Source organism: Hymenobacter qilianensis, from assembly GCF_014489555.1.
Taxonomy (GTDB): domain Bacteria; phylum Bacteroidota; class Bacteroidia; order Cytophagales; family Hymenobacteraceae; genus Hymenobacter; species Hymenobacter qilianensis.
Window position 1 is genome coordinate 696,737 of sequence record NZ_CP060784.1, and the last position, 22,922, is coordinate 719,658.

Below are 22,922 nucleotides of genomic sequence, written 5' to 3' on the forward strand. Positions count from 1 at the left end.
CAACTGAGCACGCTCAGCCCCAAACGCACGCCGCCACCTCCGATACTATAAAGCACTAAGCAATGACTTTTTGCGCTGATAAAATCAACAAGTAATGATGCCTTTAGTATCTTATCAGTACAGAAGGTAAGCGCAGGCGTGTAATATTCCGCTACCTTCTAGCTCCAGTAAAGGCAACCGTATTTACCGGCAAAGCTCAGAGTTAAAACCTACTCTTATATCAAGATGATGCGACTCTTCTCTGGCGTGATGACAATCTTGTTTATTGGGTTTGCCGTGGTGCAATACAATGACCCTGACCCATATATCTGGGTCCCGATTTACCTTTTTCCAGCGGTTGTATCAGCCATTATTTTTAACCGCCGAAAAGTATCTCCATTACTTCTTATCCTTGGAAGCGCGGCCTTCTTTGTGGGGGCTTTTTTCAGTGGCCAGCCCACTGGGAAGGCGTAGCTCTGAAGAATGGCATGAAGGATATCAATATTGAGGAAGGGCGCGAAGCACTCGGCTTACTAATTTGTGCTGTGTCCTTGCTTATTTATTGGCTTTACCTGACTCAGTTCAAAGTAAAGATGAAGGAGGCATAAGCACCTGCCACCGCTTTGTTCCCTGCACCGAAACTCCTAGCTGCTTTCTGCTCCATTATTCTGGCTCTGCAAATGCGCGAGAATAACGTCGAAAACAGCGGGGGCTTCTATGCTGTCCGTCGGAATCAGGTGAGCATTTCGGCTCATGAGCAGCGGGCCTTCGGCGGGTGTTTCGGGTGGTCGCCCATGCGAGCCTTTTACCAAGCCGGCATCCAGCGGAATGACGTCCATGAGCATGCGAAAGCCCAGCTTTTTGCGCAGCAGCTTCAGGCCAATTTTTGGCACTAAGAACTTGATGTTTGGATTGGTAAACATCTCCACCGGATCGTAGCCGGGCTTACGGTGGATGTCAACGATGCGGGCAAAATCGGGCGCCTTGGCGTCATCCAGCCAATAATAGTACGTAAACCAGGAGCCTTTCTCCGAAATGGCAATCAATTCGCCGGCTCGCGGATGGTCTAAGTGGTAAGCTGCTTTTTCCTCCGGGCCAATCACTTTCTCTACGCCCGGCACAGCTTCCAGCAACTGCCGAACAGCCGTAAGCTTAGCCAGGTCATTCACGTAAATGTGGGCCAGCTGGTGGTCAGCCAGGGCAAAGGCCTGGCAGGTGCCGGCATCCAGCAATTCCAGCCCCCGCTCCTCCCGAATAGACAAATACCCATTCTCCCGAAGCACCCGATTTAAGTGCACAGGCCGCGTGGCCGTCGCAATACCGTACTCCGACAGGAAAATGACCTGAGCGCCCTTGCTTTCAAAGTATGTAGCCAGGTGCTGACAAACGCCGTCTATTTCGCGCAGATCGGCCGCAACGCGCGCGTCATGGGGCCATAGCGCTGGGTGTTGTAGTCGAGGTGGGGCAAATACACCAGCGTCAGGGTTGGATCGTGCAGCTTATCCGTTTCTATGGCGGCATCGGCAATCCACCGGCTTGATTTTATTGTCGTGCGCGGGCCCCAAAAATCGAACAGCGGAAACGTGCCCAGCCTGGCTTCCAGTTGAGGCCGCAATTCCATCGGAAAAGTATAGCAATCCGGCATCTTGCGCCCATCCGACAAGTATTGCGGACGCGGAGTTACAGCGTAATCGGCGGTGCTGTACATGGCGTACCACCAGCAGATATTAGCGCAGGTAAAACTGGGATCAATGGCTTTGGCAACCTTCCAGATTTTCGGCGCTTCCACCAGCTTATTCGACTGCCGCCAAAGCTTCGGCTCACACTCATCCCGAAAATACCAGCCGTTGGCTACAATGCCATGCTCCGTGGGCCATTTACCCGTCAGGTAGGTTGCTTGTACCGAGCAGGTTACCGCCGGCCACACATGACCTACGGACGCCATTTTAGCGCCCTCCGACCACTGTTTCAGAAAAGGCGTGTTCTCACCAATTGAAGCTGGAGTAAGGCCGACAACATTAATTACGACTGTTTTTCGCATGGTAATTTGGAGGCTACCAGAAAATTTATCGATGTAAATTCACTGGTAATATCTTATGCCGATACGCCAACTGTAGAAGTAATATTTGACTCTTTTAACTGTAGCTCGGCCAACTCCAAATTTTGCTTTACCCAGCTCAATTCTCTCTCGATAGAAGACACCAAATCCTGCTTTATTTCCGGCGGCAACACTTCCCAGGTGTAGGTTTCAACTTCCAGATAAGCAGTGAAATGCTGCGCGGCTAGCAACCGTATTATTTTCTGTATTTCCGGCTGCGTAGACTGCAACAAATTGTAGCGTTCCAGAAACACCGGCACGTGAAAATGGGAGCGCCACTCCGTAGCCTGCGCGTCCAGAATGTGCGGTAAGGCAGCCGGCAAATCAGGATATTGGGTGATGCTATTATCGCGGTTGCGCACCAGCACCTGGTGCAGATAAGTGGACTCAGCAAAAGTGCTGAACTGCTGCGCTAAAGCGTGCCGATCTTCACTACTGGGGGGCAAATCTGCCTTCAACGCGGCACTGATTTGCACGCGCCCCACTTTGATTTTTTTGGTCGCTAACTGCTCCAGCACGGCGGCCGGCTCTTCGTAGGCTAAAGCAAAATGACACACGTCGTAGCACAGCTGAACGCTGTCATAAACTGCCTGAACTGCGCGCTGCTGACTTAACCCAAGCGTTGCTTGCAGATGACCTGAAACCTGGGGCAGCAGATACGTTTCGTAGTAGTCAATAAATTCCGTGGACGTTTCGAGCAGCCCATCTGGCTCGGGCTCAATGTCGAGGTGAATAAGCCGACCAGTTTGCGCCCGTACTCTGACGAGTTCTTCCACCAGTTCAGCCAGGTGTTGAGTACTTCTCTGCAACACCACTTGGGTTTGCGGCGCATCGCCCGCCAGCCATGGCTTGTAGGACAGCGGCGACGTAGAAATGCCCCCACAATTCCTTCAGGCAACAAAAAAGCGAGCAGCCGGACCAGGCGCTTGGTGTACTCAACACGCTCCCGCGTGGTCCAGTCGGGCCGATGTACGTCATCTTTTACCGCTTCTCCATGGAAGCTGCCAAACGGAAATCCGTTTATAATCGGCACATACAAATCGTGCTCGGCAAGCCACAATTTAAACTCCATTAATTGCTCGCCTTGCTCCAGCTCTTTGCTGGCCACGTCTGACAGGCGCAAGCCAATTGCAAAAGGCTTATCGGGCGAAAACCGCGCCTTCACGGGCAGCACATACCTCCGTAGACTCTCAAAAACAGCAGCCCAGGTTTCGCCAGGATGGATATTGGTGCAATACGTGAGCTGATAACCTTGCTGAATTTCCATAGCTTATAGTCCCGAGGTTAACGCCAACGGCTGCCGTTTGGGCCGCTGGTTAGTACTGCTGCAATTTTCTTACAGCCTCTTCCACTAGTTGACCATCCATTTCGTGGACCTCTACGCCGCGGCCGATTTTTTCCAGCAGCATAATGGTCAATTTGCCCCCAGATGCTCCCGAAATTCCTGCAGCCCATGCTGCATACTTTGCGGGTGCGCGGCATCAGCCAAATGCACTGACATTTCGGGTTCATACAAGGCAAATCCCAGCGTGCGGATCACGGAAATAATCTGGTCTAATTCGGCCTCAGTGATTCGCCCCTGCAAATGCGAATACACCGAATCCAAGGCAATTCCGATGGCCACCGCTTCGCCGTGCCGGATGCGGTAATTGCTCAGCTGCTCAAGCTTATGCGCCGACCAATGCCCAAAATCTAGGGGCGGGAAGAGCCCTGCTCAAATGGGTCGCCGCCGGCAATGTGCTGCAAGTGCATTTCGGCGCAGCGGTGAATTAAATACTGCATGGCAGGCATGTCGCGGGCTGCCAATTTCGCCGCGTTATATTGTATAAACGCAAAGAATTTTGCGTCCTTAATCAGGCTCACTTTTAAGGCTTCCGCTATACCGCCCCGCCAGTCCCGATCCTCGAGCGTCAGCAGGAATTCAAAGTCATTGAGTACGGCGTAAGGCGGCGCGAAATTCCCGAGGAAATTCTTCTTCCCGAAGGCGTTTACACTGTTTTTTACGCCAATACCCGAGTCATTCTGCGACAGAACGGTGGTGGGAATGCGGATGTGCCGGATGCCCCGGTGAGCCACTGAGGCCACATACCCAACCAGATCCAGAACGGCACCCCCACCAATGCCCACAAAATACGAGTGACGGTCGATGTGGTAAGTGTTGACAGCATCCAGCAACTGCTGCACCAATGCCGGCTCATTTTTGCACTGCTCGCCGCCCGGAATTACCGTAATCGGTCCGCTAAGCTGCATGACGTCCGCGTGCGCGGCAACATAGCTGGTAATGGCGCCCATAAGTTGCGGATGCTGCGCAGCTACACCGTCGTCAACTACAAAGAATATTTTGCGTGGCTCTGCTCCTCCATCCTGCTTGAGCACATCGCGGATCAGCGTATTATCCGCGTTAAATAAGCCCTCAGTAAAATGAACATCATAAGAAAAAGCAACCTGAAATTGCTGCTTCAGAGAAGGAATATGCATGTAGAACAGAAGTAAATTACTGCACAAAAAGCGTCCTTCTCTACCTGTTCAAAACTGAGAAAAGAGAAGGTCGAAATGACCGGGCAACGCAATACGGCTGCCTTATTTAAGCTAGCTTAAAACACTGTGTCTTAAGTTACAGCAAATACTCTGGCCAGTAACCGGGACAACGGAAATAAAGCCAGAACGATAAGGCCATACCACCACCCGGCAAAGCCTGCGGCTATAGTTGCATCGAGTAGAATGAGCGCCATAATTCCAGCCTTTACCGCCAGCCGAACGTCCAGAGGTTTCAAAGAAGAAATGGCCTTGAATAAAGGCGGAAAAATGAGGTAGCAGAATAAAACCAGAAACGGAATTGTGTAAACGCCATTGATCTGCGGCAAGGTCATCAGGAGTAAAATGCTGCCAATAACCAAGCTGTATAGGCCCACCGAGCCCAGCAGTATCTTTTTGTCACCGCCGTGCACTTCACCCCGACTAATAGCCGTAATAGCCGCGATGTACACGATCGGCAGCAGGGCCAGATACCAATACTCTCCCACGGCTGCGGGCAAAGCGCTTAAACCGAGCAGTAAATTGCCCCCCGACAGGCCCCCATGTTCAAAGGGCCCAGCACCGGATAGTGCTTGCTAAATGAGTCGTACACTAAGGCCAAAACGGCAATTGCTATTGCTATCAGGCCACTGGTGCTGGAGACCTGGAATGCCGCCAGCACGCCGGCCAGCAGCAACAAAGTGCCGAGCAGACTTGCGCTCAGGCGGCTGGCGGCCCCGCTAGGAATGGGGCGCTCGGGGCGCTCTTTTCTGTCAAGGTCAGCGTCGAATACATCGTTGAACACTACGCCGCCGCCATACAACCCGATAGTAGCTGCCACGAGCCAATACAAATTAGTCAGCTGCGGATGCGATGAATAAGCAGTGTCATCACCCAAGATCATCTGGACCGAGCCCGACGCAGCAAAGCCAAGCAGAATATCGGCAATAGCTGTGATGATATTGGCAGGACGCATTAGCACGAGGTGTGCAAAAAACCGGCTCATAGCGATAGGTGTTTAACGGATGATGGTAGCGTCAGACTCGATCTTGGGCGTTTGGCCGCCTCGCAAAATCGAGTTACCGGAGAACTTCTGGCTCTGATCAATCTGGGTTGTCGTAAGCCAATCACTTTCCTGCATCTGCCCGCTCTGCCCAAATGCCTCCAACGCGTTTTGATAGGTAACCAATTGCACTGTTTCGGCCGGAATACCCCGTTCTAGCATCAAATGGGCGGTTTTGGGTACAGCCAGCGGGTCGCTGATGCCCCAGTCGGCGGCGCTATTGATGAAAATACGTTCGGGGCCGTATTGCTTTACAATTTCCGTCATGCGCTCATTACCCATTTTGGTGTGCGGGTAAATAGTAAACGCAGCCCAAAAACCCCGATCAAGCACATCCTGCACCGTTTCTTCATTGTTATGATCAACAATGACCATGGACGGGTCCAGCCCATGCTCCAGGGCTACCTCCATACTGCGCAGCGTGCCCTTCTTCTTGTCGCGGTGCGGTGTGTGAATCTGAACTGGCAGGTTCACTTCCCTGGCCAGTTCCAGCTGTAGTCGATAGTACTTGTCCTCGGCCGCAGTTTGGTCATCGTAGCCAATCTCGCCCACCCCGACAACACCCTCTTTACAGACGAACAACGGCAGTAGCTCCATTACTTCTTCGGCCAACGCTTCGTTGTTTGCTTCCTTAGAATTCAGGCCGATAGTGCAGTAGTGCTTTATCCCGAACTGGCTGGCCCTAAACCTTTCAAAGCCAATAAGGTGACTATAATAATCTTTAAAGGTGCCAACCTGGGTACGAGGCTGCCCCATCCAGAACGCCGGCTCTATAATCGCTACAACGCCCGCATTGCGCATAGCCTCATAATCATCGGTAGTGCGGGAAGTCATGTGCACGTGCGGATCGATAAATAGCATAATCTGGTGGGGTTTAGGTAACTGATTGGGCGTTAATAGGAAGGCAGGTAAGCAATGGCAGCTACTGACTTTTTAAGCTGTGTAAGCTCTTTCTCCGATGCTTTGCCAGGTGAAATCACCATTCCTTATTTTCATCTCTATGTCTGAGTGCTGACTCAACAAATCTTTGATTTCCGGTGAATTACTTTCTGCCAATGCCAGAGCGCCAGCCTGGTTTTCCAACTCATTTGAGCTTTGAAATAACCGCTCAACATCGGGCATATTATCAGTTGTGAGGTAAGGGCCAACTAACCGCCACACCTCCGGCGTAAGCGCCCGACTAGCCGCCCAGCGCTCATGCGCATAATCGATGAGCATATGCGCCAGCGCTGCATTGCGCCGGTTGTCCAGGCCATAAATCCGATGTAGCGGCCGCGCGTTAAACACCGCTTTCAGCACCATCTGATTCCAGGCCTGAGTTGGTAAATAGTCGTGGGGATAAGGATTATTAAGCGCGATGGCGTCGAATACGCTCGTCATGGTGGTGCGTACTCCCTCCGCAGCCCGCTCGCGGTGCGACTCCGGGTATGGCAAAAGTGGCAGCGCAGCATAAAGCGTAGCTAATTCACTTAAATCGGCCACACTAAAGAGCTCCTTTAAAAGGCAGGAGTATTCGGTTGAGGTATGGTGCGGAACCTGCAACAACAGCAGCGTGCGAACCGCCTGATCTACTGTCCACAACCCAGGATTAAACCCGGCACGCAACTGAGCGGCCTCAGCTAGTTGGTCGCTCGTCAGGTGCAGGGGCTGCTTTCCTACAAAGCGAGGAACTTGGCTGAAGGCTAAATAGAAGGCTTTCTCAGAGTGTAGTTGTTCTATCTGCTTGCGTAGCCAGGCAGCGCCTGCTTCCGTCTGATTTGCGGCCAGAATTGCTGATAAATAAGATGTGTAGTCATCTAACCGCATGGCAACCCAGATATAACGAGTAAGGCAATCAGTATCTTATGATAACAGAGCCTATCTGAACATGCGTCGGCCCAATAACTAGCACCTAGTCATCTTTTGTATAATTAGTATTTTTTTTGGTACTATCAAGCTGTTGAGCCTAAATTAAAAGGAAGCCGTAAAATATCGACTACTCCTTCAGCTTGCGCCGGCCTTCCAAGATGCGGAAGAAGGAGCGGGTGTTGATTTCCTCCTTCGTCAGGCCCGTCGCGGTGATTTCCTCTTCCGTAATTGCCCCACAGTTCAGCGCTTTCAGGAAGAAGTTGAGCAAGCCCTGACCCGTAGCGGCATCGTCGAAGATGTCGCCGGTGAGCGTAGAAATGGCGGCGCGCTCCACAAAGCTTTTTAGGCGAAATACGGCGTCCTCGTAGCTGCTCAGGAAGAAGGCATAGGTAGCGGCGTAGCGCATGGGCAGCTGCGCCGGGTTCAGGTCCCAGCCTTGGTAGAGACCGTTGATGAGGGAGTGGGTGGTGTGGTGGAAGCCCTGCCGCCAGGCGTTGTGCACCGATTCGCGGTTTTCCTTCTGCTGCTCGTACGTCAGGTTTTCGCCCCGGTGCGAACCGATGGGCATTACGTTGGTGGCGCCATCGGAAAGGAAAATGCCGGTGCCGCCCAGCGCTACTTTGGTCATGTGGTGGGCGAAGTCGCACACGGGGTGGGCCATGGTCTGGTAGCGGGCCGTGATGCCGGCCGAAGCCGTGTAGTCGTAGGTGCCGAAGTGGGCGGCCACGCAGCGGCCTTCGCTCGCCCGAATGATGCGCATCAGCGGGTTGCGGCCTTCCTCATCCATAATGATTTGGGTAGCCTCCACCATGGTTTCCATGCGCAGCGTGTTGGGGGGCAAATTGTTCGCCTTTTCCAGAATTTCGAACAAGCGCACCATGGTCGTCATCTGCTCCGGAATGGTCACTTTGGGCAGCATCACCACGAAGTTATCGGGCAGCTTACCACCGGTTTTTTCCAGCAGCGTCGTCAGAAAAATATCCAGCGTCCGCACGCCGCGCTGCTTCAAGTCCTCGGTGAAGGGCTTAATGCGGATACCGATGAAGGGCGACAAGGTGCCGTTTTGCATGCCTACCGCCACTTCATTGGCGGCCTGCACGGCTGTGGCATCTTCTTCCGCGTCGGGGCGGTTGCCGAAGCCGTCCTCAAAGTCTATCCGAAAATCCTCAACGGGCTCGGCCTTGAGCTTGGCGATGATCTTGTTATACACCGAATATGCCAGCCAGGCCGCCTCTTTTTTGCGGTCTTCCGGCGACGAAGCGTCCAGCTTGGCGGTCAGCTCCGCAATGTCTTTCCCTGACTTCGGCAGGTGCTCATGGCCTTTGAGCTGAAGCACGTTGGCCAGCTCCACAAAGTTGGGCGCGTAGGTGCGCAGGTTGTTCAGGGCAATGTCGCCCATGCGCACGCAGGTATCCGATTTGAACAGATTGGCGCCGCCATACACTGTGTGCACGGGTTGGCGGTCGGGTTTGTCGCCGGGGTAGGTTTGCTGAAACGCAAGGTTAGCGACGCCGAGCTGATTGAGTAATTGTTCCTTTTCGGATTCTTGTATGCTGAGCTTCATAAGCGCTGGGGGGCAAATTTGGGTGGGATGGAAACTGCTGGTTTTCCGGCTTCAGGAGCCGCGATACGTGGAGTAGCCAAAGGGGTTCAGCAGCAGCGGCACATGGTAATGCTCCGGCGCCGTGACGGCAAAAGCAATTTCCACGAACGGATAAAAAGATGCAGTTTCGTGCTGGTCGAAGTATTCCTGGGTAAAGAATTTCAGCTTGTAGATTCCTCGCGCCAGCACCTCCCCTTTTGGCAGCAAATCCGCGACGCGGCCATCCTGGTTGGTCGTGCCGCGGGCTAGCTCCTGCCACGTTTCCGCGTGCTGACTGTAGAGCACAATAACTACGCCCTGGGCAGGTTTGCCCCGGGTTGTGTCGAGAATATGGGTGGTAATCTGACTCATACTGCTAATAGTTTTTCCAGCCGAATTTGAGTGATTTTCGCCTGCTCGCCCATGGCAATTTTCATTTCCTGGTCAGGCTCATTGGGCAGTCGGGCCTGCAACAACGCCAGCATTTCCTCCGCCGACTTTCCGGTAGCGCAGACGATGAAAATATAGCCGAATTTCTCTTCGTAACGCGTATTTCCTTCGGCTAAAGCTTCCAGCACCGCTTGCGAGGAATGCTGCACCGCCGCCTGCTCGCCAGCGGCCCAAGTACTGGTGCTAGCAAACTTTTCCTTCAGTGAGTTAATGTCCCCAATCTTCGGATGATGGGTGAAAGCCTCACGCCAGTCTTGCTCGGAAAGGCCGCGCCAGATGGTAGCGGCTTGGGCAAATAAGGTTTGCTTATCCGGCAACGGAAAGATTTGGCTCATAGCCTCTACCCAGGCCGTGCTCCCGCAGCATTTGCGCAAGGCGTCGGTTAAAGCGGGCTTAGGTAATGTGTTGAGTTCGACTAAAGTCATCCTGTGACAATCAATTTAAAATCAAAGGCGATTCCTCTAAACCGTCATGCAGAGCGGCAGCGAAGCATCTCGCTCGCTTCGTTGCAATGCTAACCCTGACGACTGCACGCGAGATGCTTCGCTGCCGCTCTGCATGACGTGCTTTAGTATGACCGACTAGAGAATTATAATCTACACCACCGTTGGGAAGCGGTTGACGTTTTTGTAGTAGATGTACACGGCTGGCTCTTTTCCCATGGCGGTAAACCATTGCTGGCAGTAGGGCGCCATCCAGATGGAGTCGCCTTTCTTGATGGGGTACCACTCGTGGTCGAGCATGTAGATGCCCTGGCCCTGGAGGTAGAGCAGGCCGTGCTCCATAATGTGGGTTTCGACCATGGGCAAATTGCCCCCCGTCTGGTAGGTGAAGATATTCACAGCCATATCGAAGCCCAAGTGGTCGGGAAGCAGCACCTGAATGCGCAGGGCCTCATCGTTCATATAGATGGGCGCTTTGCTGTCGTCCTTCTCGCCAAACAACACGCCGGGTACTTCGTGGCCTTCCAGCGGCTCGTATACTTTGTGGAAAGTGAGAACCTGAGTGCCGGCGGCGGGGTCTTCAAACCGGTATTCCTTACCAATGGGCACATACACAAACTCGCCGGTACTGAGCGTCTGATCTTGGCCATCGACGCTAACTTGAATTTGGCCTTCTACCACGTAGAAGAAGATCTGCGAAGCCTGCGTTTTGCCCAATAATTGCCCCCCAGCCTGCAACGTGACGAGTGTTTGGCACAGCCGAGCCCCCATCTGCTCGTTGATAATCACGTTCACGGTGCAGCCCGTCCAGCCCGGCACGTTGCTGTTGATGTAGCCATCGGGGCTGATGACGGCGTGGTTGCGCTTGACGACGGAGCGGGTTAAGGCGGATATTTCCATGACGGATTACGAATGGTGGGTAATGAGTTGGGTGAGGAAACGCTCGGCTACGCGCAGCGCGGCGGCCAGGTCGGGTAGCTCCACGTTTTCTAACGGATTGTGGCTGATGCCTTTATAGCACCGCACGAAAAGCATCGTAGCCGGCGCAACTTTCGAGATAGGCACCGCGTCGTGGCCGGCTCCGCTGACGAGTGAGACTACTGGATAGCCGGCATCAGCAATGGCGCGGGCCAGATGACTGTTCAAGACAGCGTCGCAGGTAACGGGAGCAGTTTGTTGAATGAGGTTCCAGCTCAGTGTAATATCGCGGTGCCGGACAATAGCTTCCAGCTTTTCTCGCAGCGCCTGAGAGGCCCACGCTAGTTGCGCTTCATCGGCGCTGCGCAGATCCAGGCTGCACGCCACTTCGCCGGGTATCACGTTGCTGGCCGCGTGGCGAATATCGAGCTTGCCCACCGTGGCCACCAGCGTCTGTTGATGCGCTAAACCAAACTGTTCTACTGCCAGAATAGCCTCAGCGGCGCAGCAAAGCGCATCCTGGCGCATACTCATGGGCACCGTGCCCGCATGGCCGGCCATACCTTTAAATACTAGCTCCACCCGCTGCTGACCAGCAATGGCTGTTACGAGTGCCACCGGAATATTGCGCTCGTATAGCACTGGCCCTTGCTCAATGTGCACTTCGAAGTAACCGAGCCAATCGGCCGGCAAAATAGCGTCATGAGCCAGTTGTTGGGCATCGCAACCCATAGTTGCCAGGGCCGCCGCGAGGTTGGTGCCCGTAGCGTTTTGCTTTTGGAGCAGATCAGGCTCAAAAAAGCCCACCACCACCTTGCTGCCCAAGTAAGTGGTATGAAAACGGCAGCCTTCCTCGTCGCTGAACGCAATAAGCTCCACGTTGAAGGGCAGCGCGGCCTGCTGTTGCACGAGCTGCTCCAGCAAATCAAGGCCTATCAGCACGCCCAGCGGACCGTCGAATTTGCCGGCATTTATCACCGTATCAATATGCGAGGCGATGACGAAGGTTTTCGCGCCGGGGCGGGCGCTGAGCAACCGGCCGCGCACGTTTCCGATGTTGTCGAGGCGGGTAGCCAAACCTGCCGCTTCCATCCAGCTTTTTACCAAAGCGCTACCCTCGAGAAAGGCCGGTGTTCCGAAGGTGCGCGTCACGCAACTCGCGTCTTCGCTGATGGCCGCGAGGGCGTTGATACGCTCCAGAATTTTCTCCGCGCGGTTTACGTAGGCTTCCATGCAGCTAGCGCGTAATGATTTCACCCTGATGGAGGTGAGTAAAATTAGGACGATCGTACACAAGCTGCCCCTTCAGAAATGTCTGCTCAATAACGCCTTGCAGCTCCTGCCCGATGTAGGGCGACACGTTGTGCCGATGGTGCAGCATCTCGGCCGTTACGGTGAAGGTCTGCTCAGGTGCCAGAACCAGCAAGTCAGCATCGAAGCCTTTTGCAATCTGGCCTTTGCGACCTTGCTGCCCGATTAGCCTGGCGGGGTTGGTGCTCAGCCACCGAGCGAGGTCGGGCAAGCTGGCGCCGCGTTTTTGGGCAGCCGTCCAGAGCACGGGCAAGGCCAACTGCAAGGAGGCAATACCGCCCCAGGCCGTCGTGAAATCACCGCTTTCCAGTTGCTTCAAATCAGGCGGGGCAGGTGAGTGGTCGGTGGCTACAAAGTCGATAATGCCATCTTGTAAAGCCCCCAGAGCTCTTCGTTGTTGGCCTGCTCCCGAATGGGTGGCGCGCATTTAAACTGCGTCTGGCCGTCTTTGATATCCTCGGCGCTGAAAAACAGATAGTGCTGCCCGGTTTCCACGGTCAGCGGCGAGCCTTTCGCTTTGGCCGCCGCAAGGGGTGCAATAGAGCTGGCCGACGACAGGTGCACGATGTGCGTAGGGCAATTATACTCCTCGCACAGCCGAATCATCAGGGCCACGGCTTCGTCTTCCCACTGTTTGGGGCGCGAGGCGAGGTAATTCTGGTACGAGCGTTTATCCCCGGCTTTCCACGCGTCGTTTTCGGTGGTTAGCTCGCAGTGCACCAGCAGCGGCAGGCCGTAGCGCGCCAGAATGGGCATCGCTTGCCGCAGGTCGTGCTCCGTAGCGTTGGGAAAATCATCGATGCCGGAATGGGTCAGGAATGCTTTAAAACCCAATACGCCGTGAGCAATCAGCCCTTCTATTTCGTTGGTATTGCCTGGCACAATGCCTCCCCAAAACCCGCAATTGGTATGCAGCTGACTTTTGGCAGCCGCTACTTTCAGCGCCAGGTTTGCTACCGAAGTCGTGACCGGAGAGGAGTTTAGCGGCATGTCGACTAACGTGGTCAGGCCGCCGGCCAGAGCAGCGCGGGTAGCGGTGTCGAAGCCCTCCCACTCCGTGCGGCCGGGCTCGTTGATGTGTACGTGCGGATCGATCAGGCCCGGCAGCAGCGCCTTTTCCTGTATGTCGTGAATCGGGCAGCCGAGGGCGGTATTCATCGGCACCACATCCACTATGCGGCCATTTTGCAGCAATACTACCGCCTCCCGCACGCCCTGCGGAGTCACTACGTTTTTACTTTTTATAGCTGCATCCAGCATACAAAGGGCAGAATGGGCGAAGGACAGGATTGGTCCTTCAATCTAGCAGGATAATTTTCTAGATTGGAAATCTTTCCATGCGCAACCAGCCAACGACGATGGGTATCAAACTAGGAATCAATGCCTACGGCAAAAACGCGATAAATCTATCCAAGATTATCCGCCACGCCGACCACCACGAGTTTCGCCAGATTTCGGTGAGTGTAGCGCTGGAAGGCGACTTCGAAACAGCCCACACGCTCGGCGACAACTCACGGATTCTCCCCACCGATACGCAGAAAAACACCGTGTATGCGTTGGCCAAAGAGCATTTCACGTCTACTATTGAAGATTTCGGCCTTCATTTGGCCAACTTCTTTTTCAGTCGAAATCCGCAGATAAGCAAAGTAAAAATCGAGTTGGTGGAGCACGGCTGGCAGCGCATGTCTTTTGATGGAACGGCGCACACGCACGCCTTCACCGGCGGCAGCACCGAAAAGCGCCGCGCCATCATCACCCAAACTGCCCAGGGCGCACAGGTTTCCGCCGGCCTTCAGGATTTGCTGCTACTGAAAACCACTGATTCAGCTTTCGAGAAATACATCAAAGACGAATACACCGTTCTGAAAGAAACTACCGACCGCATTCTGGCCACCAAGTGTGAAGCCACCTGGCCCTACACGCGCACCGATTTAGATTTCGAAGCCACCTATCAGAAAATCCGCACGACCCTGCTGCGCACTTTTGCCGGGCACAAAAGTCAGTCGGTGCAGCAAACACTTTACGCTATTGGGGAGCAAATTCTGCTGGAGAATGAGACGGTGAAGGGAATCAGCCTCATTATGCCCAATAAACACTATATTCCTTTCAACCTGGAGCAGTTTGGAATGGACAATAACAACGAGATTTTCATCGCCACCGACGAGCCATTCGGCTACATAACCGGCACGGTAGTTCGGGAGTAATTAGCTATAAAAAAGCCCCCCAGACCGTCATGCTGAGCTGGTCGAAGCATATCTACTGGTTAGTAATCAATGCCGTAGCAACGAAGCGGGAGAGATGCTTCGACCAGCTCAGCATGAGCACCTTTATACACTGCAACGTCAGCACGCGAGATGCTTCGCTGCCGCTGTGCATGACGGTCTGGGCAATATTGATTACTTCGCATTCTTCACCGAAATCAATTGTGCGGCGATGCTGATGGCTATTTCTTCGGGCGTTTGGCTATTGATGGGCAAACCAACCGGGGCGTGAAGCTGCTGCAATTGCTTTTGCGAAAAGCCCTCCGCCTGATAGTCGGTGAGCATCTTTTCAATCTTTTTCTGACTGCCTAACAAGCCTAAGAAGCGGAGCTTCTTGCCCAGCAGCGCCCGCACAGCAATATCGTCGGTGCGGTAGCCTACGGTCATGATGATGACGTACTGATTTTCGCCTTCGGAAATAAGCTCATTTAAGTCGGCGTAGCTGGCGACGATGGTTTTTTCGTGGACGTAATTGTTCGCTAAGAAGGTGTTGAGCTGCGGCCGGTCTTCGTAGAGCTGCACCCGAAAATCCAGCGACTGCACTAAGCGCGATAAGGCCAGGGCGCAGTGCCCGCCGCCGATTAGGTGCAGCTGATTCTTATGCCCGATTTTTTCCTGATAAAGCCACTCGGCTTCTGCCTCCTGCCGAAACAGATAATCCTGGATCGGCAACTTGCTGGCCTCGAAGAAAATGCCCCCCGGCGACAATATGAGCGTACAGGATTGCTCCTGCTGCAAAGCTAAGAGCAGCTGCTGTATGGCCGGCGCATCCGTTGGCCGCACGGGGTAGAACAACACGGTTTGCTCGCCGGAGCAAATCATGCCGCTCTGGTTCTGGGGAGCTTTTTTGTTGTGAATCTGGCGGTGCAGGGAGCTGCCGGGCGACGGCTGAGCGAGGCGCTCACGGGCCAGCTGCACCAGCTTGTGCTCCATGATACCGCCGCCGATGGAGCCCTGCATATCACCGTGCGCGTCCACGCTCATAGCAAAGCCCTGCCGGCCCGGACTACTGCCCTGGCTTTGCACCACATACAGCAACATGGCCGGAACGCCCCGGCCCAGACTCTCGCTAAGAAGCTGCCACGTGGCGAAGGTTCTGCTGCTCATGCACTTGTTGGGTACCTGTGGCCGCCTGCGGATACAACCCAAGCAACACTTTCTCCGGTGTCATCGGGGCATCAAAGGCGATAGGAGAAGTTGGGTTGAAGGCTTTGATAGCGTTGCGCAAAGCGAAATAAGTACCAATGCCGTACATAAATGGCGGCTCGCCCACGGCCTTGGAGCGGAAGATAGCAAGGTTGTCCTGCTCGGTTTGCAAAGGCTCAATGGCAATTTCCTTCGGTACCGAATAGATGTCGGGGATTTTGTAGGTGGAGAGCGTATTGGAGCGCAAGCGGCCGGCCGTGTCATACAGCAATTCTTCCAGCGTCATCCAACCTATGCCTTGTACAATGCCGCCCTCAATCTGCCCACGGTCTACGGCGGGGTTCATGCTGAGCCCAAAGTCGTGCACCACCCGCACCGCGTCTACCTGATAGGTGCCACGCAGACAATCCACGGTGACGGTGGTGATGGCCGTGCCGTAGACGTGATACGCGAAAGGGTGGCCCTTTTCGGTGGTTTTATCGAAGTACACATCCGGCGTGGCATAGTGGGAGTGCTCCGATAAGCTCACGCGCTTCAGAAAAGCGGCCGTCACCAGCTTTTTCCAGTCAAGGTCCGTTTCCTGGCCGTTGAGCAGCACCTGTTCATCCCTCAGCTCAATGGCCGCTTCGGACGCTTGCAGCACCTGGGCCGCTACCTCTTTGAGGCGCTGCACAATGGCCTGACAAGCCAGCTGCACGGCCTTGCCATTCAGGTCGGCGGTGGCGCTGGCGGCGGAAGGCGATGTGTTGGCAATACGGTTGGTGCTAGTGGTTTGCACTCGCACCTTGGCCGGACTGACAGAAAGGGTTTGGGCTGCTACTTGCAGCATTTTGGTGTTCACGCCCTGGCCCATTTCCACGGCGCCGGTGCTCACTCGCACGCTGCCGTCATAGTACACGTGCACCAGCGCCCGCGCCTGATTCATGGACGTGTTGGTGAACGAGATACCAAAGCAAACCGGCATCAGCGCCAGGCCTTTTTTGTAAAGAATATTGGCCGTGTTAAACGCTTCAACCTCCTGCCGCAGCTTTGCTACGTCGTACAATTCTTCCGCCTTATGCCAGCAGGCACGCGCCTCACTCACGGCTTTTTGCCCAAACGGAAACTCGTCGCCGGTCTGGTTCAGGTTCTTTTTTTGAATTACGCAGGCCTCTACGCCAAGCTTCTCGGCAGCCGTTGCAATGGCAGCTTCCATCACAAACTTGGCTTGCGGACCGCCGAAGCCCCGAAAGGCCGTGTTGGGGGCAAATGTGTGCGGCAGCTAAATGCCGTGGCCCGCACATTGGGAATGAAATAAGTGCTGGTGGTGTGAAACAGCGTCCGCTCCATAATGGCCGGCGACAGGTCGGCGGCGGCCCCGGCATTCTGGTAGAAGTCTGCCTCGTAGGCAATGATTTTGAGGTCTTTATCCAGCCCAATTTTGAAGTCGGAGGAGTACGGGTGGCGCTTGCCAGTCATGGCCATATCTTCCAGCCGGTGCAGTACATATTTTACTGGCCGGCGCAGATGATGCGCCGCCAGCGCGCACAGGGCTACCCAGGCATTCGCTTGATCTTCTTTGCCCCCAAATCCGCCCCCCAGCCGAATCACATCTACCTCCAGCTGGTGCATGGGCACGCCCAGCACCCGCGCCGCCGTGCGCTGCCCAGCCGTGGGACTTTGGGTCGAAGAATAGATCTTCAGCTCGCCGTTTTCCTGCGGAATGGCATAGGCGCACTGCGTTTCGATATACAGATGCTCCTGCCCGTTGGTGTCTGTGGTGCCCTCAAATACATACTCGCACTGTTCCCAGGCCCGCGTGGTATCGCCCAGGCGGAAGGTGCGCGCGGGCACAATCAGCTGGTCTTGGGCGTGCGCCACGCGCGGGTCGGTAATTACAGGAAGCGGCTTTATATCAACTTTTATTTTCTTCACCGCTGCCCGCGCTGCTTCATCCGACGTCGCCACAACAAAGGCAATCGGCATTCCGCAGAAATCTACCTCGTGCTCCGCTAGCAATGGCTCATCGGGGATGATGCCGCCAATCTGGTTTTCGCCGGTGATATCCTGGTGGGTAAAAATGCGCACTATGCCGGGCTCCTGCGCGGCCTCTGAGAGGTAGAGTTGCTCGATATGCCCATGCGCAATAGGCGAACTAAACACGGCCCCAAATAGCGTTCCGGCCACCAACGGAATATCATCCAGGTAGACCGACTGCCCCTTCGTGTGGTTACCGGAATCTATATTTTTCATCGTGGTATTCTGGGTTTAAATAGTGTCATGCAGAGCGCAGCGCAGCATCTCGCGTGTTTAGCAGGATTACTAATCTAAATGCGTGAGCGAGATGCTGCGCTGCGCTCTGCATGACGTTCTAAATCATGAGCGTATAGAAGTTACTGTACCAACTCTGATGGATTCAGCTGCGGGAATAGCGCCAGGAAATGAGCTTTTATCAACTGGTTTAGGAGAAGCCGCTTGTACGTTTCGGTACCACGCGCGTCGCTGATGGGGGCTATTTCAGTCTGCGCTATTTCCAGCGCTTTCTGAATGAGTTCTTCTGACACCTCTTTGCCTGCTACAAACTCCGACGCCTTGCGTAGAAGCATGGGAATTGGCCCTACGCCGCCAGCCGAAACTGCGGCCGTCACGATAAAGCCGTCCTGAATTGTAAGGCAGCAGGCCGAGTTCACGCTGGCAATATCCAGGTGCGTCCGCTTGCTGACTTTCTCGAAGTTGAAGCGAGTAGCCGCGGCAGGCAATTCAAACCAGATGGCCGTAATATTCTCCTGGGGGGCTTTTTCCAGTAATTTATAGCCTTTATAAAACTGGCGCAAGGGTATTTCGCGCGCCGTGTGCCCGTCGCTGAGCACCAGCTGCGCGTTCAGGGCCAGAAACATAATCGTCAGGTCGCCAATGGGCGAAGCGTTGACGAAGTTGCCCGCCACGGTGGCCATATTGCGAATCGGCGTAGACGACACCAGCCGCAGAAATTGGCGAAAGTCAGGAAAATACTCCTGCATAACACCCGACTCAGCCAAGTCGCTCACGGTAGCTGCGCCGCCAATTACGCAGCGGTTTTCCTGCCGAACAATACCCTTCAAATCAGCTTGATTGAGGAGAAAGCGAGCAGCCAGTTCTTTCATCTGATCATGCTTCTGCACGTACAGATCGGTGCCACCACCTACAAACTGTAATGCCCCGCTCAGAACGTGCCCATTGGGTGCGCTATCTGCCGCCAGCGCCCGCAGCCGGCTTTTGATGGAGGTGAAATACTCGGGTAGAATCTGGTGCCGGGCCACGAATACCGCTGGCTCCTCCCCTTCGCTTGCTGCCAACAATTGTGCGACTTTGGCGGCCGCCCGCTCAATGGATTTGTAGCCTGTGCACCGGCAGATGTTGCCATCCACGGCGGCTATGGCGTTCTGGGTGGTTGGCTTTTGCCCGCTCAGGCAGAAGCCCGCCAGCGACACCACGAAGCCCGGCGTACAAAACCCGCATTGGGTCGCCGATTCGTCTACCATGGCCTGCTGAATCGGGTTTAGCTGCTCCATATTTATTCCCTCCACCGTCACCACGTGCTTGCCCTGCACGTTGCCCAGCGGTGTAAGGCAGGAAGTATAGGATCGGTAGCGCACCTGAGTATCCGCAAGCTCGCCTACCAGTACCGTGCACGCGCCGCAGTCGCCCTCCCGGCACCCGATTTTGGTGCCCGGTAGGTGCTGATGATAGCGCACAAAGTCCAGCAGCACCGTGCCCGCCGGCAAGTCCGTGGCTACTTCTTGATTGTTGAGAATAAACTTCAGCAAGGGAAAAGCATTTGAGGTGGTTGCGGAAGTTACTTGATTTGAGCGAGATAACAGTACGCTGCTGACCAGAGAAAACATGGCTCCAGCACAGAAGCTGGCCACTACAAACGGTGGCGCAACCGCCAACATGGCTGCCAACTTTCTGCTGATAGAGCCACAGGCTCGGTAGAAGCCGGCTCCATCAGTGGCCAGACTTTTCGTTCCGGCCTAAACGAATAGAAACCAAGCTATTCCGCGAAGAAGCGAACAGGGGTAGTCAGCCGGCAACGTTCCCGATAACGATTGCATAAAAAAAAAGCCCCCAGTCAAATCAAAGGGGGTGAGAATATTTAACATTATACCACAATAACCTCCAAAAGGAGGTTTTCTGGCGCTTACACGACGCTAGATCTTGTTGCGTGAGCCATCAGCTGATCTAGTCAAAGGCTCAGGTAAAAGCGACATTCTGCAGAAGCTACTTATGGTTTCTGTCGCGCATTCACTCGGCGCTTTGCATACACCACCAACGTGGGCCTGAGGCCTGGTAACTCCTTCTCTTTCAATATTTCCACACTACATGAAGCAAAAACTACTCTTACCAGCAATCTTGCTTTGCGCGGGAATGCCGGCTTGGGCCCAACAATCCCGTTCGGTAACGGGACAGGTGCTGGACGCTGTCACCGGCGAAGGACTACCGGGCGTGACGGTACTGGTCAAAAACACTACTGTTGGCGCTTCAACTGACCCGGATGGGCGTTTTTTGCTGAGCGTGCCCGATGGCAGCGAAGCCAGCCTGACGGTGAGCTCAATCGGCTACTTAACGCAAACGATTACCCTAGGCTCGCAAACTGACCTCAAAATCAGACTTGCCCCCGATCGTAAGGCGCTTGATGAGGTAGTAGTAATTGGCTACGGACAGGTGAAGAAGAGCGACGTAACGGGCGCTATTGTTTCGGTGAAAGAGGCCGACCTGAAAAAAGTACCGGTGGCCAACGTCATGGAGTCGTTGCAGGGTCGGCTGCCGGGCGTGGATATCGTCAGCGCCGGAGGTCAAGCAGGTGCACCCGTGAATATCACGGTGCGTGGCAACCGCTCTATCAATGCCAGCAACGGGCCGCTGTTTGTGGTGGATGGCGTGCAGTACAACTCCATTCAGGACATCAACCCCAACGACATTGCCTCCATGGAGGTACTCAAGGATGCGGCCTCCACGGCCATCTACGGCGCCCGGGGGGCAAATGGCGTTATTATCGTGAGCACCAAGAAAGGTGCGGCGGGCAAAACGCGCGTCACGCTCAACTCCTACTACGGTATCACCGACCGGGTATATTATCCGGAGGTAAACAACGCGGCCGAGTTTGTGGCCCAGAAGCGGGAAGCCAACCGCACCAGCGGCCGGTGGGCTACCGTGGCCGACGACCCGAAGATCTTCACCGCTGCTGAGTTGGAAGCCATTGCCAACGGCACCTCTACCAACTGGGCCGATTTGCTGTTCCGCGATGGCGTGCAGCAAGAGCATCAGATTGGCTTATCGGGCGGCTCTGAGAAAACCAAGTTCTACCTGTCGGGCGATTATTATAACGAGCAGGGGCTGTTCCGTAAAGATGACCTCAACCGCTATTCTTTTCGGGCTAACCTTGATCAGGCACTGAATGATAAGGTAAGCATCGGCCTGCAAAATCAGCTGACTTATTACAACCAGAATACCCGGCGCGACCCAACCAACCAGGCGAATAAGATTAACCCCCTGGGTACGCCCTATGATGCGGATGGCAACATTGTTAACTATCCTAACAACCAAGCCTTTATCAACCCATTGGTAGATGAGCTGCCAGACAACTACACCAACAACACCCGCACTACCCGTACTTTCTCCACGGCCTACATCAGCTATCAGATTCTGCCGAGCCTGAACCTGCGCTCCAACCTTGGCCTGACGCTTTCCAACGGCCGCACGGGCATTTACCAGGGCCAGTACACCCTCGACCGCAACGGCCAAGTTTCGCAGTCGTCGTACGGAACGCAGTTTGACACGAACTGGAGCTGGGAGAACATCCTTAACTACAACAAGACCTTCGGCAACCACTCACTGACGGCCACCGGTGTTACCTCCCTGCTAACGTTCAATACCGAGAACTCCAACGCTCAGGGCCGCAACCAGCTGCTGGCGTATCAGGAGTTCTTTGCTTTGGCCAATGCGAATCAGCAGGTTGGTATCAATAGCGGCTACACCGACAGCAAGCTGATCTCGTTCACGGGCCGTGTGCAGTACGGCTTCAAAGGCAAATATTTGCTGACGCTGACGGGCCGCGAAGACTTGTCGTCGAAGCTGGCGCGGGGCAACAAGGGCTCGTTCTTTCCTTCGGCCGCCGTGGCTTGGCGCATCATCGACGAGGATTTCATGAAAGACCTGACGTCGGTAACGGATTTGAAGCTGCGCGCCAGCTACGGCCGGGCCGGCAACTACGACGTGCCTGCTTACTCTTCGCAGAGCCTGCTGTCGCGCATTCCGTATGCCTTTGGCGAAACCGCTGCCGCCGGCTACACCTTTGCTAACCGCATCGGCAACCCCGAGCTGGGCTGGGAAATTTCGCTGACCAAGAACGTCGGCCTCGATTTTGGCTTCCTCGATAACCGCGTGACGGGCTCCGTGGACGTGTACGACACCAAGACGAGCGACCTGCTGCTGAACCGCTTTCTTCCGCTTTCCTCGGGCGTGTCGTTTATCACCCAGAACATTGGCCAGACCCGCAACCGGGGCGTAGAAGTAGGTTTGAATGCGCGCGTTGTGGAGCGGGAAGATTTCACCTGGAACGTAGGCCTGACGTGGTTTAAGAACAAAGAAGAGATTCTGGAGTTGGGCACCGGCACCAACGACATCACCAACGGTTTGTTTATCGGCTCGCCGGTGCGGGTGTTCTACGACTATGAAAAAATAGGCATCTGGCAAACGGATGAAGCAGATGCGGCGAAAGCATTCGGCCAGAAGCCCGGACAGATCAAGGTGAAAGACCTGGATGGCGACGGGCGCATCACAGCGGCCAACGACCGGCGCGTGCTAGGCTCGGCTGTACCAAAGTGGAGCGGCAGCCTCAGCAGCGACCTGAGCTACAAGGGCTTCGACCTTTCATTCCAGGTATTTGCGCGCATCGGGCAGATGATCAACTATGAGTACGCGGAGGTTTTTGACCCCCAAGGCATTGAGAATAGCTCACGTCAGAACTACTGGACCCCTGAAAATCCCTCCAACGACTACCCGCGCCCCGACGCGGCCCTTTCGAAGAGCACTCTGCGAAATGGCCTTTTTGGCACGACGCTCGGCTACCGCGACGGCTCATTTGTGAAGCTACGCGGCGTGACGCTCGGCTATAATCTGCCAGCCTCCTGGCTGGAAAAAGTGGCTATCAGCTCGGCCCGCGTGTACGTGCAGGGTAAGAACCTGGTGACACTCAGTGAGATTGATAACTACGACCCTGAACGTGGTGGTGCAATCACTACTCCCATTCCGCGCGTGGTATCAGCGGGCATCAACCTAGGCTTCTAGG

19 protein-coding genes and 3 pseudogenes are annotated in these 22,922 nt (G+C 54.7%); 4 read left to right on the forward strand and 18 right to left on the reverse strand.

The window, feature by feature from the left end:
* Positions 1-249 precede the first annotated feature (249 nt).
* On the forward strand, positions 250-453 hold the full coding sequence (locus H9L05_RS26690) for a transmembrane 220 family protein (protein WP_394368481.1): 204 nt from the start codon (positions 250-252) through the stop codon (positions 451-453).
* Positions 454-455: 2 nt separating this feature from the next.
* Positions 456-587, forward strand: coding sequence for a hypothetical protein (locus H9L05_RS26695; protein WP_394368482.1), 132 nt, complete (start codon positions 456-458; stop codon positions 585-587).
* Positions 588-623: 36 nt separating this feature from the next.
* Here the strand turns inward: H9L05_RS26695 and H9L05_RS26700 are convergent.
* From H9L05_RS26700 to allB, 14 genes and pseudogenes are all read right to left on the reverse strand, one after another.
* A pseudogene (locus H9L05_RS26700) lies at positions 624-2,020 on the reverse strand (alkaline phosphatase family protein).
* A gap of 53 nt (positions 2,021-2,073) precedes the next feature.
* A complete protein-coding gene (gene eboE, locus H9L05_RS03220; RefSeq protein ID WP_223284892.1) occupies positions 2,074-2,952 on the reverse strand; it encodes a metabolite traffic protein EboE in 879 nt (292 codons plus the stop codon).
* A 441-nt stretch (positions 2,953-3,393) separates the two neighbouring features.
* Positions 3,394-4,549: pseudogene (locus H9L05_RS03225) on the reverse strand (3-dehydroquinate synthase).
* A 137-nt stretch (positions 4,550-4,686) separates the two neighbouring features.
* Positions 4,687-5,112 (reverse strand): UbiA prenyltransferase family protein, encoded by a 426-nt coding sequence (locus tag H9L05_RS25765; RefSeq protein WP_317175089.1) that lies wholly within the window; start codon positions 5,110-5,112, stop codon positions 4,687-4,689.
* Positions 5,113-5,117: 5 nt separating this feature from the next.
* On the reverse strand, positions 5,118-5,567 hold the full coding sequence (locus H9L05_RS25770) for a UbiA family prenyltransferase (RefSeq protein WP_317175090.1): 450 nt from the start codon (positions 5,565-5,567) through the stop codon (positions 5,118-5,120).
* Between the two features lie 42 nt (positions 5,568-5,609).
* A complete protein-coding gene (locus H9L05_RS03235; protein WP_187733009.1) occupies positions 5,610-6,515 on the reverse strand; it encodes a TatD family hydrolase in 906 nt (301 codons plus the stop codon).
* Positions 6,516-6,587: 72 nt separating this feature from the next.
* The gene (locus H9L05_RS03240) at positions 6,588-7,460 is read right to left on the reverse strand and encodes an EboA domain-containing protein (RefSeq protein ID WP_187733010.1); all 873 of its coding nucleotides are present in this window, start codon (positions 7,458-7,460) and stop codon (positions 6,588-6,590) included.
* Positions 7,461-7,629: 169 nt separating this feature from the next.
* A complete protein-coding gene (locus H9L05_RS03245) occupies positions 7,630-9,066 on the reverse strand; it encodes a DUF6986 family protein (RefSeq protein WP_187733011.1) in 1,437 nt (478 codons plus the stop codon).
* A gap of 51 nt (positions 9,067-9,117) precedes the next feature.
* Positions 9,118-9,456, reverse strand: a complete 339-nt coding sequence (gene uraH / locus H9L05_RS03250; protein WP_187733012.1) for a hydroxyisourate hydrolase — start codon at positions 9,454-9,456, stop codon at positions 9,118-9,120.
* Positions 9,453-9,959, reverse strand: a complete 507-nt coding sequence (gene uraD / locus H9L05_RS03255; protein WP_187733013.1) for a 2-oxo-4-hydroxy-4-carboxy-5-ureidoimidazoline decarboxylase — start codon at positions 9,957-9,959, stop codon at positions 9,453-9,455. The genes uraH and uraD overlap by 4 nt, the downstream gene beginning before the upstream one ends.
* A 171-nt stretch (positions 9,960-10,130) precedes the next feature.
* Positions 10,131-10,877: a (S)-ureidoglycine aminohydrolase gene (gene allE / locus H9L05_RS03260; protein ID WP_187733014.1), complete on the reverse strand. Its 747-nt coding sequence runs from the start codon at positions 10,875-10,877 to the stop codon at positions 10,131-10,133.
* A gap of 6 nt (positions 10,878-10,883) precedes the next feature.
* On the reverse strand, positions 10,884-12,128 hold the full coding sequence (locus H9L05_RS03265; RefSeq protein WP_187733015.1) for an allantoate amidohydrolase: 1,245 nt from the start codon (positions 12,126-12,128) through the stop codon (positions 10,884-10,886).
* A 4-nt stretch (positions 12,129-12,132) separates the two neighbouring features.
* A complete protein-coding gene (locus H9L05_RS23025) occupies positions 12,133-12,633 on the reverse strand; it encodes an amidohydrolase family protein (protein ID WP_223284701.1) in 501 nt (166 codons plus the stop codon).
* A complete protein-coding gene (gene allB, locus H9L05_RS03270; RefSeq protein WP_223284702.1) occupies positions 12,555-13,466 on the reverse strand; it encodes an allantoinase AllB in 912 nt (303 codons plus the stop codon). Before allB ends, H9L05_RS23025 begins: the two co-directional genes overlap by 79 nt.
* A gap of 77 nt (positions 13,467-13,543) precedes the next feature.
* On the opposite strand from allB, the gene pucL reads away from it, so the two are divergent.
* Entirely contained in the window at positions 13,544-14,410 is an 867-nt protein-coding gene (gene pucL / locus H9L05_RS03275) for a factor-independent urate hydroxylase (RefSeq protein WP_223284703.1), read from the forward strand.
* Positions 14,411-14,602: 192 nt separating this feature from the next.
* On the opposite strand, the gene H9L05_RS03280 is transcribed toward pucL, so the two are convergent.
* From H9L05_RS03280 to H9L05_RS03290, 4 genes and pseudogenes are all read right to left on the reverse strand, one after another.
* The gene (locus H9L05_RS03280; RefSeq protein ID WP_187733016.1) at positions 14,603-15,574 is read right to left on the reverse strand and encodes an XdhC family protein; all 972 of its coding nucleotides are present in this window, start codon (positions 15,572-15,574) and stop codon (positions 14,603-14,605) included.
* Positions 15,537-16,808, reverse strand: a complete 1,272-nt coding sequence (locus tag H9L05_RS24710; protein ID WP_262892617.1) for a molybdopterin cofactor-binding domain-containing protein — start codon at positions 16,806-16,808, stop codon at positions 15,537-15,539. The genes H9L05_RS03280 and H9L05_RS24710 overlap by 38 nt, the downstream gene beginning before the upstream one ends.
* A pseudogene (locus tag H9L05_RS24715) lies at positions 16,797-17,845 on the reverse strand (molybdopterin cofactor-binding domain-containing protein); the annotation flags it as partial. The pseudogene H9L05_RS24715 and the gene H9L05_RS24710, both read right to left, overlap by 12 nt.
* A 140-nt stretch (positions 17,846-17,985) precedes the next feature.
* Complete coding sequence (locus tag H9L05_RS03290) at positions 17,986-19,398, reverse strand: FAD binding domain-containing protein (RefSeq protein WP_187733017.1); 1,413 nt, start codon at positions 19,396-19,398, stop codon at positions 17,986-17,988.
* A gap of 601 nt (positions 19,399-19,999) precedes the next feature.
* On the opposite strand from H9L05_RS03290, the gene H9L05_RS03295 reads away from it, so the two are divergent.
* Positions 20,000-22,921 (forward strand): SusC/RagA family TonB-linked outer membrane protein, encoded by a 2,922-nt coding sequence (locus H9L05_RS03295; protein ID WP_223284704.1) that lies wholly within the window; start codon positions 20,000-20,002, stop codon positions 22,919-22,921.
* The last annotated feature ends 1 nt before the right edge of the window (position 22,922 follow it).

Bases quoted from the DNA above. Each gene is read 5' to 3' on its own strand.
- uraH (WP_187733012.1), bottom strand. From the start codon at position 9,456: ATGAGTCAGATTACCACCCATATTCTCGACACAACCCGGGGCAAACCT.
- H9L05_RS03265 (WP_187733015.1), bottom strand. From the start codon at position 12,128: ATGGAAGCCTACGTAAACCGCGCGGAGAAAATTCTGGAGCGTATCAAC.
- H9L05_RS03245 (WP_187733011.1), bottom strand. From the start codon at position 9,066: ATGAAGCTCAGCATACAAGAATCCGAAAAGGAACAATTACTCAATCAG.
- pucL (WP_223284703.1), top strand. From the start codon at position 13,544: ATGCGCAACCAGCCAACGACGATGGGTATCAAACTAGGAATCAATGCC.
- H9L05_RS26690 (WP_394368481.1), top strand. From the start codon at position 250: ATGACAATCTTGTTTATTGGGTTTGCCGTGGTGCAATACAATGACCCT.
- H9L05_RS25770 (WP_317175090.1), bottom strand. From the start codon at position 5,567: ATGCGTCCTGCCAATATCATCACAGCTATTGCCGATATTCTGCTTGGC.
- allB (WP_223284702.1), bottom strand. From the start codon at position 13,466: ATGCTGGATGCAGCTATAAAAAGTAAAAACGTAGTGACTCCGCAGGGC.
- uraD (WP_187733013.1), bottom strand. From the start codon at position 9,959: ATGACTTTAGTCGAACTCAACACATTACCTAAGCCCGCTTTAACCGAC.
- H9L05_RS23025 (WP_223284701.1), bottom strand. From the start codon at position 12,633: ATGCGCGCCACCCATTCGGGAGCAGGCCAACAACGAAGAGCTCTGGGG.
- allE (WP_187733014.1), bottom strand. From the start codon at position 10,877: ATGGAAATATCCGCCTTAACCCGCTCCGTCGTCAAGCGCAACCACGCC.
- H9L05_RS03240 (WP_187733010.1), bottom strand. From the start codon at position 7,460: ATGCGGTTAGATGACTACACATCTTATTTATCAGCAATTCTGGCCGCA.
- H9L05_RS24710 (WP_262892617.1), bottom strand. From the start codon at position 16,808: ATGGAAGCTGCCATTGCAACGGCTGCCGAGAAGCTTGGCGTAGAGGCC.
- H9L05_RS03280 (WP_187733016.1), bottom strand. From the start codon at position 15,574: ATGAGCAGCAGAACCTTCGCCACGTGGCAGCTTCTTAGCGAGAGTCTG.
- H9L05_RS03235 (WP_187733009.1), bottom strand. From the start codon at position 6,515: ATGCTATTTATCGATCCGCACGTGCACATGACTTCCCGCACTACCGAT.
- H9L05_RS03295 (WP_223284704.1), top strand. From the start codon at position 20,000: ATGCCGGCTTGGGCCCAACAATCCCGTTCGGTAACGGGACAGGTGCTG.